The sequence below is a fragment of the Verrucosispora sp. TAA-831 genome (assembly GCF_050780145.1).
GTDB lineage: Bacteria > Actinomycetota > Actinomycetes > Mycobacteriales > Micromonosporaceae > Micromonospora.
Genome location: NZ_CP192240.1, coordinates 3,879,045 through 3,892,155 on the forward strand (window position 1 = coordinate 3,879,045; position 13,111 = coordinate 3,892,155).

At 71.8% G+C, this 13,111-nt stretch carries 14 protein-coding genes; 5 read left to right on the forward strand and 9 right to left on the reverse strand.

All coding sequences use genetic code 11. The features are described from left to right. The 5 genes from ACQVFL_RS17390 to ACQVFL_RS17410 form a co-directional block, all read right to left on the reverse strand. Positions 1-918: an amino acid ABC transporter permease gene (locus ACQVFL_RS17390; protein WP_396699382.1), complete on the reverse strand. Its 918-nt coding sequence runs from the start codon at positions 916-918 to the stop codon at positions 1-3. A gap of 8 nt (positions 919-926) precedes the next feature. After that, positions 927-1,979 (reverse strand): LLM class flavin-dependent oxidoreductase, encoded by a 1,053-nt coding sequence (locus ACQVFL_RS17395; protein WP_396699384.1) that lies wholly within the window; start codon positions 1,977-1,979, stop codon positions 927-929. Continuing rightward, positions 1,976-2,509, reverse strand: a complete 534-nt coding sequence (locus ACQVFL_RS17400; protein ID WP_396699386.1) for a flavin reductase family protein — start codon at positions 2,507-2,509, stop codon at positions 1,976-1,978. Before ACQVFL_RS17400 ends, ACQVFL_RS17395 begins: the two co-directional genes overlap by 4 nt. Positions 2,510-2,574: 65 nt before the next feature. Further along, positions 2,575-3,648, reverse strand: a complete 1,074-nt coding sequence (locus tag ACQVFL_RS17405; RefSeq protein WP_431727017.1) for a phosphotransferase family protein — start codon at positions 3,646-3,648, stop codon at positions 2,575-2,577. Between the two features lie 14 nt (positions 3,649-3,662). Then, positions 3,663-4,517, reverse strand: coding sequence for an AfsR/SARP family transcriptional regulator (locus ACQVFL_RS17410; RefSeq protein ID WP_396699390.1), 855 nt, complete (start codon positions 4,515-4,517; stop codon positions 3,663-3,665). A gap of 95 nt (positions 4,518-4,612) precedes the next feature. On the opposite strand from ACQVFL_RS17410, the gene ACQVFL_RS17415 reads away from it, so the two are divergent. Together ACQVFL_RS17415 and ACQVFL_RS17420 are read left to right on the forward strand one after the other, a co-directional pair. Continuing rightward, complete coding sequence (locus ACQVFL_RS17415; protein WP_431727018.1) at positions 4,613-5,524, forward strand: MBL fold metallo-hydrolase; 912 nt, start codon at positions 4,613-4,615, stop codon at positions 5,522-5,524. Positions 5,525-5,606: 82 nt separating this feature from the next. Beyond that, positions 5,607-6,314, forward strand: a complete 708-nt coding sequence (locus ACQVFL_RS17420) for an SDR family NAD(P)-dependent oxidoreductase (RefSeq protein WP_431727019.1) — start codon at positions 5,607-5,609, stop codon at positions 6,312-6,314. Positions 6,315-6,360: 46 nt separating this feature from the next. Here the strand turns inward: ACQVFL_RS17420 and ACQVFL_RS17425 are convergent, their stop codons facing one another. Both ACQVFL_RS17425 and ACQVFL_RS17430 read right to left on the reverse strand, forming a co-directional pair. Next, positions 6,361-6,813 (reverse strand): nuclear transport factor 2 family protein, encoded by a 453-nt coding sequence (locus tag ACQVFL_RS17425; RefSeq protein WP_396699395.1) that lies wholly within the window; start codon positions 6,811-6,813, stop codon positions 6,361-6,363. Between the two features lie 29 nt (positions 6,814-6,842). Further along, positions 6,843-7,646, reverse strand: a complete 804-nt coding sequence (locus ACQVFL_RS17430) for an AfsR/SARP family transcriptional regulator (RefSeq protein ID WP_431727020.1) — start codon at positions 7,644-7,646, stop codon at positions 6,843-6,845. 322 nt (positions 7,647-7,968) lie between these two features. Here ACQVFL_RS17430 and ACQVFL_RS17435 point away from each other — a divergent pair, with 322 nt between their 5' ends. After that, positions 7,969-8,319: a hypothetical protein gene (locus ACQVFL_RS17435; protein ID WP_431727021.1), complete on the forward strand. Its 351-nt coding sequence runs from the start codon at positions 7,969-7,971 to the stop codon at positions 8,317-8,319. 241 nt (positions 8,320-8,560) lie between these two features. Here ACQVFL_RS17435 and ACQVFL_RS17440 read toward each other — a convergent pair whose 3' ends face one another. Beyond that, positions 8,561-8,689 (reverse strand): hypothetical protein, encoded by a 129-nt coding sequence (locus ACQVFL_RS17440; RefSeq protein ID WP_396699399.1) that lies wholly within the window; start codon positions 8,687-8,689, stop codon positions 8,561-8,563. Positions 8,690-8,933: 244 nt separating this feature from the next. Here ACQVFL_RS17440 and ACQVFL_RS17445 point away from each other — a divergent pair, with 244 nt between their 5' ends. Then, positions 8,934-9,314 carry a hypothetical protein gene (locus ACQVFL_RS17445; protein WP_431727022.1) on the forward strand — a complete coding sequence of 127 codons (381 nt, stop codon included), beginning with the start codon at positions 8,934-8,936 and terminating at the stop codon, positions 9,312-9,314. A 368-nt stretch (positions 9,315-9,682) separates the two neighbouring features. Then, complete coding sequence (locus tag ACQVFL_RS17450) at positions 9,683-11,497, forward strand: tetratricopeptide repeat protein (protein ID WP_431727023.1); 1,815 nt, start codon at positions 9,683-9,685, stop codon at positions 11,495-11,497. A gap of 341 nt (positions 11,498-11,838) precedes the next feature. On the opposite strand, the gene ACQVFL_RS17455 is transcribed toward ACQVFL_RS17450, so the two are convergent. Then, positions 11,839-12,972: a hypothetical protein gene (locus ACQVFL_RS17455; protein WP_431727024.1), complete on the reverse strand. Its 1,134-nt coding sequence runs from the start codon at positions 12,970-12,972 to the stop codon at positions 11,839-11,841. Positions 12,973-13,111: the final 139 nt, after the last annotated feature.

Below are 13,111 nucleotides of genomic sequence, written 5' to 3' on the forward strand. Positions count from 1 at the left end.
TCACCGTTCCGCTCCCTCGGCGAGGGCCCGCAGGCGGGCGCGCAGGGGCAGGCCGTTCCGGCCGCTGCCGCGTCCGAAGTAGCGTTCGAGGAGGTACTGGAGTCCGCTAAGGATGGTGGTGAACAGCAGATACCACAGCGTCGCCACCAGCAGCAGCGGGATCACCAGGTAGTTGCGGTTGTAGATCAGTTGGACCGAGAAGAGCAGATCCTGTCCGGCGATCACGCTCACCACCGAGGTGCCCTTGAGCAGCGCGGCGGCCTGGTTCGCCGAGGGCGGCACGATGGCGCGCATCGCCGGTGGCAGCACGATGCGCCACAACGTCCGGGTCCGCGACAGCCCCAGCGCCTGGGCCGCCTCGGTCTGCGACTTGTCCACCGACAGCAGGCCGGCGCGCACGATCTCGCTGGCGTGCGCCGCCTCGTGCAGCGTCAGCCCGATGACCGCGGCGAGGAAGCCGTTGATCAGACCTCGGGTCTGCACGTCCAGCAGGGTCGGACCGAACGGCACCTCGACGGTGATGCGGGGGTAGAGCAGCGAGATGTTGTACCAGAACAGGAGCTGCACCAGGATCGGCACGGACCGGAACAGCCAGGTGTACCCCCAACTCACCGACTGCAGCAGCAGGCTGCCGGAGAGCCGCATGACCGCCAGCAGCGTACCCAGGGCGAAGCCGCCGACCAGGGCGATCGCGGTGAGCAGGAGAGTGATCCGGAGCCCGTCGAGGATGACGTCGGCGGTGAGGTACTGCGCCACCACGTCCCACTGGAGTGCGGGATTGCGCGCCAGGTTCTGCAACACGAGCAGCAGCACCACCAGGCCGGCCAGTGCGGCCACCCGGCGGCTGCGCCGGTACGCCGGTGGGGCGGGCGGGGCGGTGAGGTAGGTGTCGGTCGGTACGACCGTGCGGGTGGTCACCGGTGCCGTCAGAACCGGGGCAGCACGTGCGAGGCGAACAACCGCAGGGAGCGGGCGGCCTGCTCGTACGGGACGTTGCCGGACACCACCTGGAGGCTCAGCGTCACGTCGCCGAACCACTCGCGGATGTTCTCCACCGCCGCGATCACCTGCTCCGGTGAGCCGACGAGGGCCTTGCCGGCGGCGACCTGCCGGTCGAAGTCGCCCTTGCCGACCCGCTCCACGATCTTCTCGTAACCCGGGTAGTCGGTGCTGCGGGTGTGCGCCCAGGCCGACACCGCGTCGGCGAGCGTCCGGTGGGACTGCTCGGAGTAGCCGCGCCCGAGCCTGCGCGCCTCGTCGGGATCCTCGGCCAGGAACGCGTTGTAGCTCATGTGGACGTCCTCGTCGGTCGGGGTGAAGCCGTTCGCCACCGCGGCCTTGCGGTACAGCGCCAGCACGTCCTGCACCTGCTCCCGCGAGTTGATCGAGGGCACCAGCATCACGCCGTGGCCGTTGCGGCCGGCGGCCTCGGCCGACTCCGGTGACTTGGCGGTGGCCACCAGGATCCGGGGGTGCGGCTGTTGCACCGGCCGGGGCAGCAGGGTGACCGGGCCGAACCGGTGGAAACTGCCCTCCCACACCGCGTTCTCGGTGGTCCACAGCAGCGTGCAGGCGGCCACCCCCTCGTCGAAGCGGGCCCGGCTCTCGTCCAGCGGTATCCCGAACGCGTGGAACTCGTCGGGCAGGAACGCCCGGCCGAAGCCGACGTCGAGCCGACCACCGGAGATGCCGTCGAGCATCGCGAGCTTGCCGGCGAGCTTGACCGGGTGGGTGAAGGCGGGCAGCACCGCGCCGGTGACCAGGCGTATGCGCTGGGTCCGGGCGGCCGCGGCGGCGAGGAAGGTGACCGGGTCCGGGCTGTAGCCGCCGTACGGGGAGAAGTAGTGCTCGACGGTCTTGACGTGGTGGAAGCCCAACTCGTCGGCCAGCTCCGCCAGCCGCAGGCTCTCGGAGAAGTACTGCCCGGCCGGTTTGTCCTGCGGGCCGACGGTCGGGAACAGGTTGATGCCGAACTTCATGCCAGCTCCCTCGGGTTCGGACGGGCCACGACCGGTGCGACCGTGGCGGCGTCGGACCAGGCGCGGTACGTCCCGCGCCGGTACAGCAGTGGGGCGTGCCCGGTCACCGTGACCGCCTCGACCAGGCCGACGACCACGGTGTGGTCGCCGAGCGGCACCGCGTGCCGCACCGTGCACTCGGCGTGGGCGGCGGACGCGTCGTCGAGCCGTGGTGCGCCCCGGGCCCCCGGCGAACCCGTCCAGGGCACGTCGGTGAACTTGTCCACGCCGCTGCCGGCGAAGCGGGCGGCGAGATCGCGCCGGTGCCCGGCGAGGTAGTTGACCGTGAAGGCGCCGCTGCGCAGGATCCGGGGCAGGGTGCGGGACCGTTCGTCCAGGCAGACCAGCAGCAGCGGCGGGTCCAGCGACACCTCGCACACCGCGCTGGTGGTCAGTCCGGCCGGTTCGTCGCCGTCCAGGGTGGTCACCACCGCCACGACGCCGGGTACCGTGCCGAACAGCGCCCGGAACGTGGACGCGTCGACCGCCATGCGTACCCCTCCCACCCGCCGTGCTGCGCGGCCGGCCCGCGCTCCGCCGACACTGGCGGTCCTCGCTAGAGGCCAGGTACACCGGCGCTGGAGAGATCGACACCGGCCTCCGCGAGGCGACGGCGCAGCAGGGCGGTCGCGTTGCGGTGCAGCGGGAAGTCCGACCCCGGCGGCACGACGCCGCCTGCCTCCAGCAGCCGCACCACCCGGGCGGTGACGACGCAGAACCGGAACGCCGCATCGACCTCGTGGTACGCCAGGTGTTCCAGCGGGCGGCCGAGCAGCCGGGCGTAGTACGCCACCGTCTCGGCGCGGGTCGGCAGGCCGGGCAGGCGCGCGGCGCCGATGCCGGCGCTCAGGAAGCGGTCCATGTGCAGGAACCAGGCCAGGTCGCTCTCGGGGCGGCCGACGTCGGCCATCTCCCAGTCGAGCAGGGCGGCGGGCCGGTCCCCGGCGAACACGATGTTGCCCAGTCGGGCGTCGCCCCACAGCGGTGCGGGCGCGGTCGGTGCCGGTGGCCGGTGGGCGCGCAGCCACGCCAACGCCGCCGCGACGGCCGGGTTGCCGTCGGCACCGAAGTGGTCCAGGTGTCCGGCGTAGAACTCCAGGTCACCGGTGGGTGCGGCGGTGACCGGCAGGGTCGCCGGGTCGAGGCGGTGCAGGCGGCTCATCGCGGCGAGCGCCCGCCACCACACCGCCCGCTGCCGCGCGGGCGTCGCGTCGGCGAGCCAGCCCTGCCGGTGGTACGACGGCAGGTCCGCCGGCACGTCGCCGACGACGCGGGCCATCACCACGAACGGCGCGCCCAGCGGCTGCGGGTCGGGTTCGTGGCCGAGCACCGGCGCCACCGGCACGGCCGTGTCGGCGAGCGCCACCTGCACGGCGACCTGTTCCCGCCACCGCAGGTCGGGGAAGATGCGATGCCCGGTCGGTGCGACCCGTACCGCGAGCGGCACGGTGCGCTCCCGGCCGTGCTCACGCCACCTGGCGTCGCAGAGCAGGATCTCGGCGGAGAAGCCGGCGGTGGGTGGCACGGTCACCGGCCCCACCACCACGTCGCGGGCGGGCAGGGTGTCCCGCAGCCACTGCGCGAGCCGGGTACGGGTCAGTTCGGGGTCACGCTGCACGGGTATCGGCACGGGGCCGCCTCCGATCAGGATGTGCCAGCGGGTGGCGTGGGAACGAGGAAGGGCCGCCGCCCGGCGTCGAGCGCGGCGAGCGCGTCCAGGCTGAGCACCGGCGCGGCGGGCGGCGGCGGTTCGAGCCATGCCGCGCCGGTGCGGACGGCCTGGTGGAGTCGCCGCAGCGGCTCCGAGGGTGGGACACCGAGGTCGCGGCCAAGCGCGGCGGCGAGTCGTTCGTAGACCCGAATCGCGTCGGCCTGCCGACCGCTGCGGTGCAACGCGGTGATCAGGCTCGCGTGGATCGGCTCGCTGAGCGGATGGCGGCCGGCCAGGGCGGTGGCCGTGGGCACCACCTGCCGGTGTCGGCCGCAGCGCAGCTCCGCCTCCAGGTACCGCTCGACCAGCAACAGCCGCCACTGGTCGAGGTGACCGGCGATCTGCTGGGCGACGGGGCCGGTGCGGACGTCGGCCAGCACCGCGCCGCGCCACAGCGCGAGCGCCTGCCGCCACGACCGGGCGGCCCGGGTCGGGTCGCCGGCCGCGGCCCGTTCCTCGCCCTCCCGCACCCGCGCGCGGACCACACCGAGGTCGGTGTCGAGCGGGTCGACCCGCAGCCGGTAGCCGCGCTCACAGGTGACCACCCGCGCCGGCACGTCCGCGTCAACCAGGACCCGGCGCAGGTGCATGACGTACGTCTGGAGGGTGGTCGCCGCGCTGCGCGGCGGATGGTCGTGCCACAGCTCCCGCATGCAGGTGGCGGCCGGCACCACCTCGTCGGCCCGCAGCACCAGCAGACCGAGCAACTGACGTTGCTTGGGCGCGGTGGGGCCGGCGTCCCCGCCGGGGCCACCGACCCGCAGGCCACCCAGGACGTCGATGGTCATCGCCGGACCTCCCGGTCGAGACGGCGGCTCCAGCCGGAACCGAGCCCGGTTGGGCTCACTGGAGGCGGTGACCCCGCCGTGGAACCGGAGGTGAGATGACGGCCAGGCCAGAGGCCACGCTGGTGCCGGTGGCACCGGACGTGTACGCGTACGTCCAGCGGCCGGGCGGCTGGTGTATCGGCAACGCGGGCATCGTCGTCGGCACCGACCGCGTCGTGGTGGTGGACACCGCCGCCACCCGGGACCGGGCCGAGGCGTTGCTCGCGCAGGTACGCCGGGTCGCGCCGGGCCGTGCGCAGGTGGTGGTGAACACCCACCACCACGGTGACCACGTCTTCGGCAACTGCGTCTTCCCGGCCGACGCCGAGATCGTGGCGCACGAGCAGGCACGCGCCGAGATGGCGCGGACCGGGCTGGCCATGCGCGAGCTGTGGCCCGACGTGGACTGGTCCGGGATCCGGCTGCGGCTGCCCGGCGTCACGCTGCGCGAGCAGCTCACGCTGGACCCGGGCGGGGTACGCGTCGAGCTGATGCACCTGGGTCCCGCGCACACCACCAACGACGTGGTGGTGTGGCTGCCGCAACGGCGGGTCCTGTTCGCCGGGGACGTCGTCTTCTCCGGACGCACGCCCTTCGTGCTGATGGGGTCGGTGACCGGTTCGCTGGACGCGCTGGCACGGATCCGGGCGCTCCGGCCGCGCGTGGTGGTGTCCGGGCACGGTGAGGTGAGCGGGCCGGAGGTCCTCGACGCCACCGAGGCGTACCTGCACTGGTTGCGGGGGCTGGCCCGACAGGGCGTCGCCGACCGGCTGCCCGCGCTGGCGGCGGCCCGGGGCGCCACCGGCCATCCGTTCGCCCACCTGCCGGAGGCGGAGCGGCTCGTCGCCAACCTGCATCGGGCGTACGCGGAGGAACGCGGCGAGGCACCCGGGGCGTACCTGTCGTCGCGGCCGGTCGTCCGGGACATGGTCCACCTGCACGGCGGCCCGCTCGTCACGTCGGTGTAGCGGTGGGCGGCGACGGCCGGTGCGCGACACCGGCCACGACACGGCCGGACCGGTGGTCCGGCAGACGCGGAAGGGAGTTCTCATGGTCCTCAAGGGAAGAGTCGCGGTGGTCACCGGCGGCACCGCCGGCCTGGGCAGGGTCATCGCACGTACGCTCACCGACGCCGGGGCCACCGTGGTGTCCGCGTCGCGCGGCGCACCGGCGAGCGGTGACCGGTTCCCGGTCGACGTCGCCGACCGCGCCTCGGTCGACGCGCTGGTCTCCGGCGTGCAGGACCGGTACGGCGGGCTGGACATCCTGGTCGCCAACGCCGGGATCAGCCGGCCCGGTCCGCTGGTCGGCCTGCCGGTGTCGCAGTGGGACGAGGTGCTCGCCACCAACCTGACCGGCGTGCTGCACTGCGTACAGGCCGCCGCGCCGCTGCTGCGGGCCTCCGGCGCCGGGCGGGTCGTCACGGTCTCCTCGTTGCTGGCCCGGCGGCCGGTCGTGGGAGCCGGCGCGTACAGCGTGTCGAAGGCGGCGGTCGAGACGCTGACCCGGGTGCTCGCCGCCGAGCTGAGTGGCGACGGCATCACCGTGAACGCCGTCGCCCCCGGCGTCGTCGACGAGGGCATGGGTCGCCAGATCCTGGCCAACGAACGGCTCTGGGGCCGGTTGCGGGGCTCGCTGGCCTCGGGCCGGGCCGCGACCGGTGACGAGGTGGCCCGCGCGGTGCTCTTCCTCGCCTCGCCGGACAGCTCGTACGTCAACGGGCACGTGCTGCACGTCGACGGCGGCCTGGACTACTAGCCCGGATGCCTGGTGGCGGCGGCCCGGTGCGGGCCGCCGCCCCGGCTCAGGTCCCGTCATGGGCGACGTGGCGACGACGGACGAACCAGCCGTCGCCACGCCGTTCCAGGACGTCCTCGGCGGTGGTGCTGAGGTACACCCGCGCCTCACCACCGCCGCGCGAGGTCTCGAACACGGTCGCGTAGTAGCGGGTCCGTACCGTGTCCTCCCCCGCCGGCTCGGCGGTCACGCCGCCGTACCAGTGGCGACGGACGAGTCCGCGCTCGGCGATGCCGTCCATCCCCCGGCGCATCGACGCGGCGATCGCGGAGCGGCCCCGGCGCGGTTCGGGTTTGACGTTCTGGGCGAACTCGCCGTCCTCGGTGAACTGGTCCGCCCACTCCTCGGCCCGTCCCTCGTCGAGGAGTTGGAAGTGCCAGGCGTAGAACTGCAGGATCTCGGCGTACGTACGGGCGTCGATGACGGGCGGTCGGGTGCGGGCGGGCTCGGTGACCGGCATGGCTGCCTCCTTCGCGACGGTGACGAGGATCAGTTGACGAGCAGGTGGTGCACGCTGCGGTCGGCGGACGACGCGGCGGGCAGGTCCAGCGCCGGTTCGGCGCGCAGCACGGCCCGTTCCAGGCGTTGCAGTCGCCGTGACGGCTCCAGCCCGAACCGCTCGCCGAGCGTGGTGCGCAGGTGCCGCAGCACGGCCAGCGCCTCGGTGGTGCGACCACTGCGGTACAACGCCAGCGCCAGTTGGGCGCAGAGGTTCTCGTGGGTGGGGTGCCGACGTACCAGCGTGCGCAGCTCGCCCAGCAGCTCGCGGTGCCGCCCGATGCGCAGGTCGGCCTCCACCCGCTCCTCCTGCACCGCGAGGTGGACCTCGCGCAGACCGTCGAGACGGCCCCGCAGGATCGGGCCGGCCTGCACGTCGACCAGGGCCGGTCCGCGCCACATCTCCAACGCGGCGCGCAGCAGCCGGGCCGCCTCCGGGTGGCGACCGGCGGCGAGCGCCTCGCTGCCGTCGCCGGCCACCCGCTGGAAGTCCTCCAGGTCCAGCTCGCCCGGCTCCAGGTGCAGGGCGTAGCCGCGTTCCCGGGTGACGATGCGACCGCCGCCCGGTGCCTCCGCCTCCAGGCGCAGCACCCGGCGCAGGTTCATCACGTACGTCTGGAGTGTCGAGTGCGCGCTGTGTGGAGGTTGCTCGCCCCACAGCTCGTCGACACAGTCGTCGATGGTGACGACGGTGTTGGCGTGCAGGAGCAGGAGTGCGAGCAACTGCCGTTGCTTCGGCGCGCTGGGCAGTCGCCCCGGCATCATGGTCAACGGACCCAACACCTTGAACCGCATGTCTCCCCCTTGTCGCGCGTTGTCGCAGCGACCAGGACTATGCCGAGGAGCCCTTTCGATCCCCTTACCGCCGGACGGCCCCCAGCTCACTGACCTCCTAAAACCTACCGAAAAGATAGGCTTTACCGAGGCGCCGGGGGTGTAAGGAGGGGTCCCCTGCTATCGCCTGGTGTATAGCAGGGGACCCCTCCTTACATCCGTCCGGCCGCCGCGAGCAGCGGACTCGCCAGCATCCGACGCTGACGCTGCGCGTCGGCGACCGCGAGGTACGGGCCGGGACCATCGAGGCGGAGACGGTACTCGGCCACCACCTCGGCCCCCGGTGCGACTGACCCGGGAGGTGCCGTCCGACCCGAGGCTGCACCGGACACTGCCGCAGGACGCGGGCCTGGTGCCGCAGCGGATGGACGACACAGGTCCCGGCCAGGACACCGTCACGGCGCTCGCCGGGGCGCAGCCGGGCGGACGCTTCGTCGACTTCGGTGCCGTCCACCTGGTCACCACCGGCGCACTGTCCACGCTGGGCGCACGGCCCGGTGGAGCCGGCGCGGTCGCGGCCCGTTTCCGGCCGAACCTGCTGCTCGACGCGCCCGGCGATCCCGAGCCGGGTCAGGAACTGCGCCTCGGTGACGTGTTGCTGCGGGTGCTCGTCGGTGTGTGGTGCCCGGGCTGACCCAACCGGAGGTACCCGCTGATCGGGGCGTGTCGAGCGCGCTGGCCCGGGCTATCGCGTCCCCGTGGTCGGATTGGGCCAGGCGGCCTGCTTCGGTGTCTACGCCGAGGTCGTCGAGCCGGGATGGTTGTGCGCCGGCCAACACGTGCGCTGACCGGCGCAGCAGGCCCCGAACGACAATGTGCCGCCCAGCAATAGGCGGCACATCATCAGATAGTAGTTAGACAGTAACAATAGGTTATTACGACACCCACTTCACCCACATGACGTGCAAAGTTTCGCCGAGCGCCGCCACCGACGCCACGAGATTCGGCGGGTCGGCGACAAAATCCGCCAACGCGGCGACCGCCGTAGGGATGATCATTTCCATGGGCGAAGGCTACAGAGCGATCATGGCGAGCGACGTGACGTTTCACCAGATGGGATATCTTTACCGAATTGACATAGTCAAATAACAGAAAGTAAGCAATGTCGGACAAGGTTGTTTATGTGTCAACATTTGCCATAGTCGAGAGTCCACACCAGGTGCACGGCTCACCGACCACTGGCTCACGGACGGTAGGCTGGCCGCCACAGCACTGAGACCTATCTATCTGCGACTCGGCGGGGGGCCGATGGACGATCAGCTGGTCTTGGCCGTCACCACCACGCTGGCGAGCAAGGGAGCCGAGGCTCTCGTGTCCGGAGCGCGCAGTGCGACCGGCACGCTCGTCCGCCTCGTCCGCGGTCGCTTCTGCAGCGGGACCCGGGAAGGCGATGCTCTCACCGCCGCCATGGCGCACCCGGACGACCGATCGCTCCAAGCCGCCCTGGCCTCGTTCCTGGCCAGCGAGATGTCCCGTGACCCGACGTTCGACGCGGCCGTGCGGGCGGCTTGGCATCGCCTGTCGAATCAAATCGACAACAGCTCGCGGCACAATGTGGTCAACAATTTCAACGGGACGGCGGAGCGAGTGGTCCAGGCACGCGACATCAAGGGGGACGTGGTCTTCTAGCCGTCGAGTCGCATGTCGTGGGCGAAAGGCATGGTCGGTTGGAATTCCCACACAACGGAATTGATCAGAGCACACCGAGCGGAACGACCAACGAGCTTTCCGGGGCGGTTATCGGGCCGAGCGTGCAGGCCGGGATCGTTCACGGTGGCATCCATTTCGCCGGCACGGGAGAATCGAGGATGGTTCCCCGACAACTTCCCGCGCCGTCGAGGCACTTCACGGACCGGACGACCGAGATAGCGGCACTGGACGATCTTCTCTGCGGGGACGGCAGGGTCGTCGTGATCTGTGGTTCCGGTGGCGTCGGGAAGTCCGCTTTGGCCCGCCAGTGGGCATACACCGTACGGAACAGGTTCACCGACGGACAGTTGCACGCCGACCTCCGTGGATTCAGCGGTGAGCCGCCGTTGGACCCCGGCGCGGCTCTCGCCGCCTTCCTGCGCGCACTGGGCGTCGCGGCAGAACGGATCCCGATGGATCTGCCGGAGCAGGCGGCGCTGTACCGGACGGTCACCGCGCACCGGTCCATCCTGGTGGTGCTCGACGACGCGTTCTCCGCGGCTCAGGTCCGCCCACTGGTGCCGGCCTCGGAGTCCGCAATGGTCGTGGTGACCAGCCGTCGACGGCTGACCGGTCTGATTCCCGACGGTGCGCGGCTGCTCGACGTGGGTCCCCTACCGACGACGGCGGCAGTGGAACTATTGGCGCGGACGGTGGGGCGACAGCGGATCGTTCGGGAGCCCGGCCCGGCCGAGGAACTGGTGCACATCTGCGCCGGGTTGCCGCTCGCGCTGGCGGTGGCCGCCGGTCGGTTGGCCGGCCGACCTCGGCTGAGCGTCCGCCGACTGGTCTCCGAGCTGACCGACGAGACCGAGCGGCTGGCGCGGCTGTCGGTGGTGGAAGGAGTGTCGATCAGAGCTATGAGCGAGGTCTCGTACCAGGCGCTGTCCCTGGAGGCGGCCACTCTGTTCCGGGGGCTGGCGTGGCATCCGGGAGCGGAGTTCGGTCTCGAACTGGTCGTCGCGGCGGCACTGACCACCGACCGCGCCCGGGTGGCCGACCTGATCGACGAACTGCTCGAGGCGAGCCTGCTGGAAGAGGTGGCCGAGGAGCGGTTCCGCTTCCACGATCTGCTGCGGCTGTACGCCCGGGAGGTGTCGGAACGGTGCGACACCCCGACGCAGCGGGACACCGTGCAGCGGGCGATGCTGGAGTTCTACCTCGCCGCCGCGCATCGCGCGGACCTCGTGGTGACCCCCTATCGTCGTCGGCTGCCGTACGCCGGTCCGCCACCGCCGGAGTGGCTTCCCGAGTTCACCGACCGCGCCGACGCCCTCGGCTGGTTGCAGCGCGAACGCAGCAACCTGCTGGACGCCGGGCGCACCGCGTACCAGCTCGGCCACCACGAACTCGCCTGGCATCTCAGCGACGTTCTCTGGCCGCTGTTCCTCTACGTCAAGGACTACACCGATCGCCTGGAAGTCGACGAGCGGGGCCTGCAGGCCGCCCGGTCGTGGGGCAACCCGCTGGCCGAGGCGAACATGCTCAAGCGTCTGAGTCGGGTGCACAATCGGCGGGGAGACCACGGCGCGGCAGAGTCGTACGGCCGCGCCGCGGTGGACCGGTACCGCTCGGTCGGCGACGTCCAGGGCTCCGTCGACGCCGAGGAGGGCTTGGCCACCCTGTACGCGGACACCGGTCGAGCAGAGCAGGCCGTGCGGGTGTTCACCCGGGTCCTCGACGCCCGCCGTGCCCTGGCCAACCCCCGGAGTACCGGCTTGACCTGCCTCAATCTCGGCATGTCACTGACCCGGACCGGTCGGCCGGACGACGCCCTGCCCCTGCTCGCGGAGGCCGGGGAGATCTTCTCCGGACTGGCCGAGGTCGATCCCTACAACGGCGCTCGGGTGTTGCTCGGCCGCGCCGACGCGCAGCTCGGCCTGGGTGACCTCGACGGTGCGGAGCAGGCGGCGACCGAGGCAGCGCACCGGATGACCGAGCTCGGGTCCGCCAACGAGCGGGCGGAGGCACTGGACCTGCTCGGGCGTGTCGCCCAACGGCGCGGTGACCACGAGAACGCACGGCGGCACTGGGCCGAGGCGGTGGCCTTCTTCGACTCCGTCGGCTCGCCTCGCCGTGCGGAGGTGCGCGGTCGGCTCGACGGGCTCGGTGGCACCGGCTAGCAGGCTCGGCACCGTCAGGTGACGGGACACGAGGTCACCGGTGGCCCACCGATGGTGGAGTTCCCGGGCGGTGGCCGCCAGCGCGGCGATCGGCAGGCGCCGCGGGCGCCCACCTGTGGTGAGACGGTGTCGCGTCCCGGATCGGGTGTGCACCTCGACCTCGCCCGACGGAGCGTGTACGACGACGAGGGACGCTCCCGGATAGGCGTTCATCATCCGCTGCCCGACAGCGGTGAGCGTGTCCGGCCCGGCGGTGGTGAGCACGATGTCGGCGAGCCGGGCGAGCCGGGACGACGGTCGGGGCACCAGGAGTGAAACGATGACGGGATCGGGGCGATCGGTCACGGCAGGATCTCCCCGTCGACGAGACGCGGCACGGGCACCGGATCCGCCCGTCGGTGACGGCCCGGCTCGGTAAGACCGAGCAGGCGATACAGCGCGCGTCGCAGCAGCGTGCCGGTCTGCCCGGGGTGGCCGGTCAGGGCCGCCATCACCGCCCTCTGGTCGAGGGTGGTGGCCCGGCGGAGCTGCGGTAGCAACGCCTGCGCCGGGTCGAGGTGTGCGGCACCGGTGGCGACCAGGTGCTGTGGTGTCCCCGTGACGGGTGCCGCCTGCGGGCTGGTCAGCAGCAGGATCGGACGTCCGACGGCGGCAGCGTAGGCGGTGACCGAACCGTGGTCGCCGATCACGCGATCGGCGGCGACGATCAGGGCGCGCCAGTCCTGGGTCGGGTCGAGCAGGAGCAGTCCTGCCTCGCGGCAGTGCCGCAACCATGCTCTGACCTGACGGTGACCGTGGGCGTCCCAGACTGCGGGGTGCAACAGCGCGGCCACCCGGTGACGGTCGGCGGGGAGCTGCGTCATCAGCGTGGGCAACAGGTCGGGCCAGTGTCCGAACAGGCCGTCACGCCCCCAGGTCGAGCTGACCACGGTCAGCTCCTGGTGTTCGCGGACACCGAGGGCCTGCCGGTAGACGGGTCGGTACGCGAGGCTGGCGACCAGTCGGTCGACGCACGGGTCGCCGACGACGGTCGCGACGCCGAGGGCTTCGGGGCACTGATGGCGCAGCACATCCATCTCGTGTTCGTGCGAGAGGGCGAGCGCGGTCGGCAACACCCGGCCGCTGTGGGTGAGTCGCTGCCGGTCGAGCCCGTACACGGCGGTGTCGGTCAGGTACGGCCCGCCGTACCCTCCGGGCCGCACCCGTTTGCTGCGGCCGGCGCCGTGGGCCATGACGAGCAGTGGCGTGTGTAGCTGGTGCAGCCCACCCCAGGAGGTGGCGATGCCGAGGTCGAATCGTTCCCGTGTCGCCTGCGACCAGGGCAGCGTGAGAGCGCCGAGGCGCTCCAGGTGACGGGTCAGCCGCTGGTTGAACACGTCGGGCGCGACGGTGAAGACCACCTGCACCCGGGCGTCCCCCTCGATGTGATCGATCACGTCGAGTAGCCGGTGGCAACTGGCGATCGTGTGCGCCACCGCGAGCACCGTCCGGCATCCGGCACGCGTGATCCAATGGTCAGAATCGATACCAACGGGAGTGGACAACCATTCCGGCAACGTCATTTCGACCTCCTCGGGGACCCGGCTCGAGGAGGCCAGCGTCGACGGCCGACCT

What these genes read in the sequence shown, in the direction of transcription:
- ACQVFL_RS17425 (WP_396699395.1), bottom strand. Translation starts at nt 6,813, where the DNA reads ATGCCGGTCACCGAGCCCGCCCGCACCCGACCGCCCGTCATCGACGCC.
- ACQVFL_RS17415 (WP_431727018.1), top strand. Translation starts at nt 4,613, where the DNA reads ATGACGGCCAGGCCAGAGGCCACGCTGGTGCCGGTGGCACCGGACGTG.
- ACQVFL_RS17395 (WP_396699384.1), bottom strand. Translation starts at nt 1,979, where the DNA reads ATGAAGTTCGGCATCAACCTGTTCCCGACCGTCGGCCCGCAGGACAAA.
- ACQVFL_RS17420 (WP_431727019.1), top strand. Translation starts at nt 5,607, where the DNA reads ATGGTCCTCAAGGGAAGAGTCGCGGTGGTCACCGGCGGCACCGCCGGC.
- ACQVFL_RS17445 (WP_431727022.1), top strand. Translation starts at nt 8,934, where the DNA reads ATGGACGATCAGCTGGTCTTGGCCGTCACCACCACGCTGGCGAGCAAG.
- ACQVFL_RS17440 (WP_396699399.1), bottom strand. Translation starts at nt 8,689, where the DNA reads ATGGAAATGATCATCCCTACGGCGGTCGCCGCGTTGGCGGATTTTGTC.
- ACQVFL_RS17410 (WP_396699390.1), bottom strand. Translation starts at nt 4,517, where the DNA reads ATGACCATCGACGTCCTGGGTGGCCTGCGGGTCGGTGGCCCCGGCGGG.
- ACQVFL_RS17430 (WP_431727020.1), bottom strand. Translation starts at nt 7,646, where the DNA reads ATGCGGTTCAAGGTGTTGGGTCCGTTGACCATGATGCCGGGGCGACTG.
- ACQVFL_RS17400 (WP_396699386.1), bottom strand. Translation starts at nt 2,509, where the DNA reads ATGGCGGTCGACGCGTCCACGTTCCGGGCGCTGTTCGGCACGGTACCC.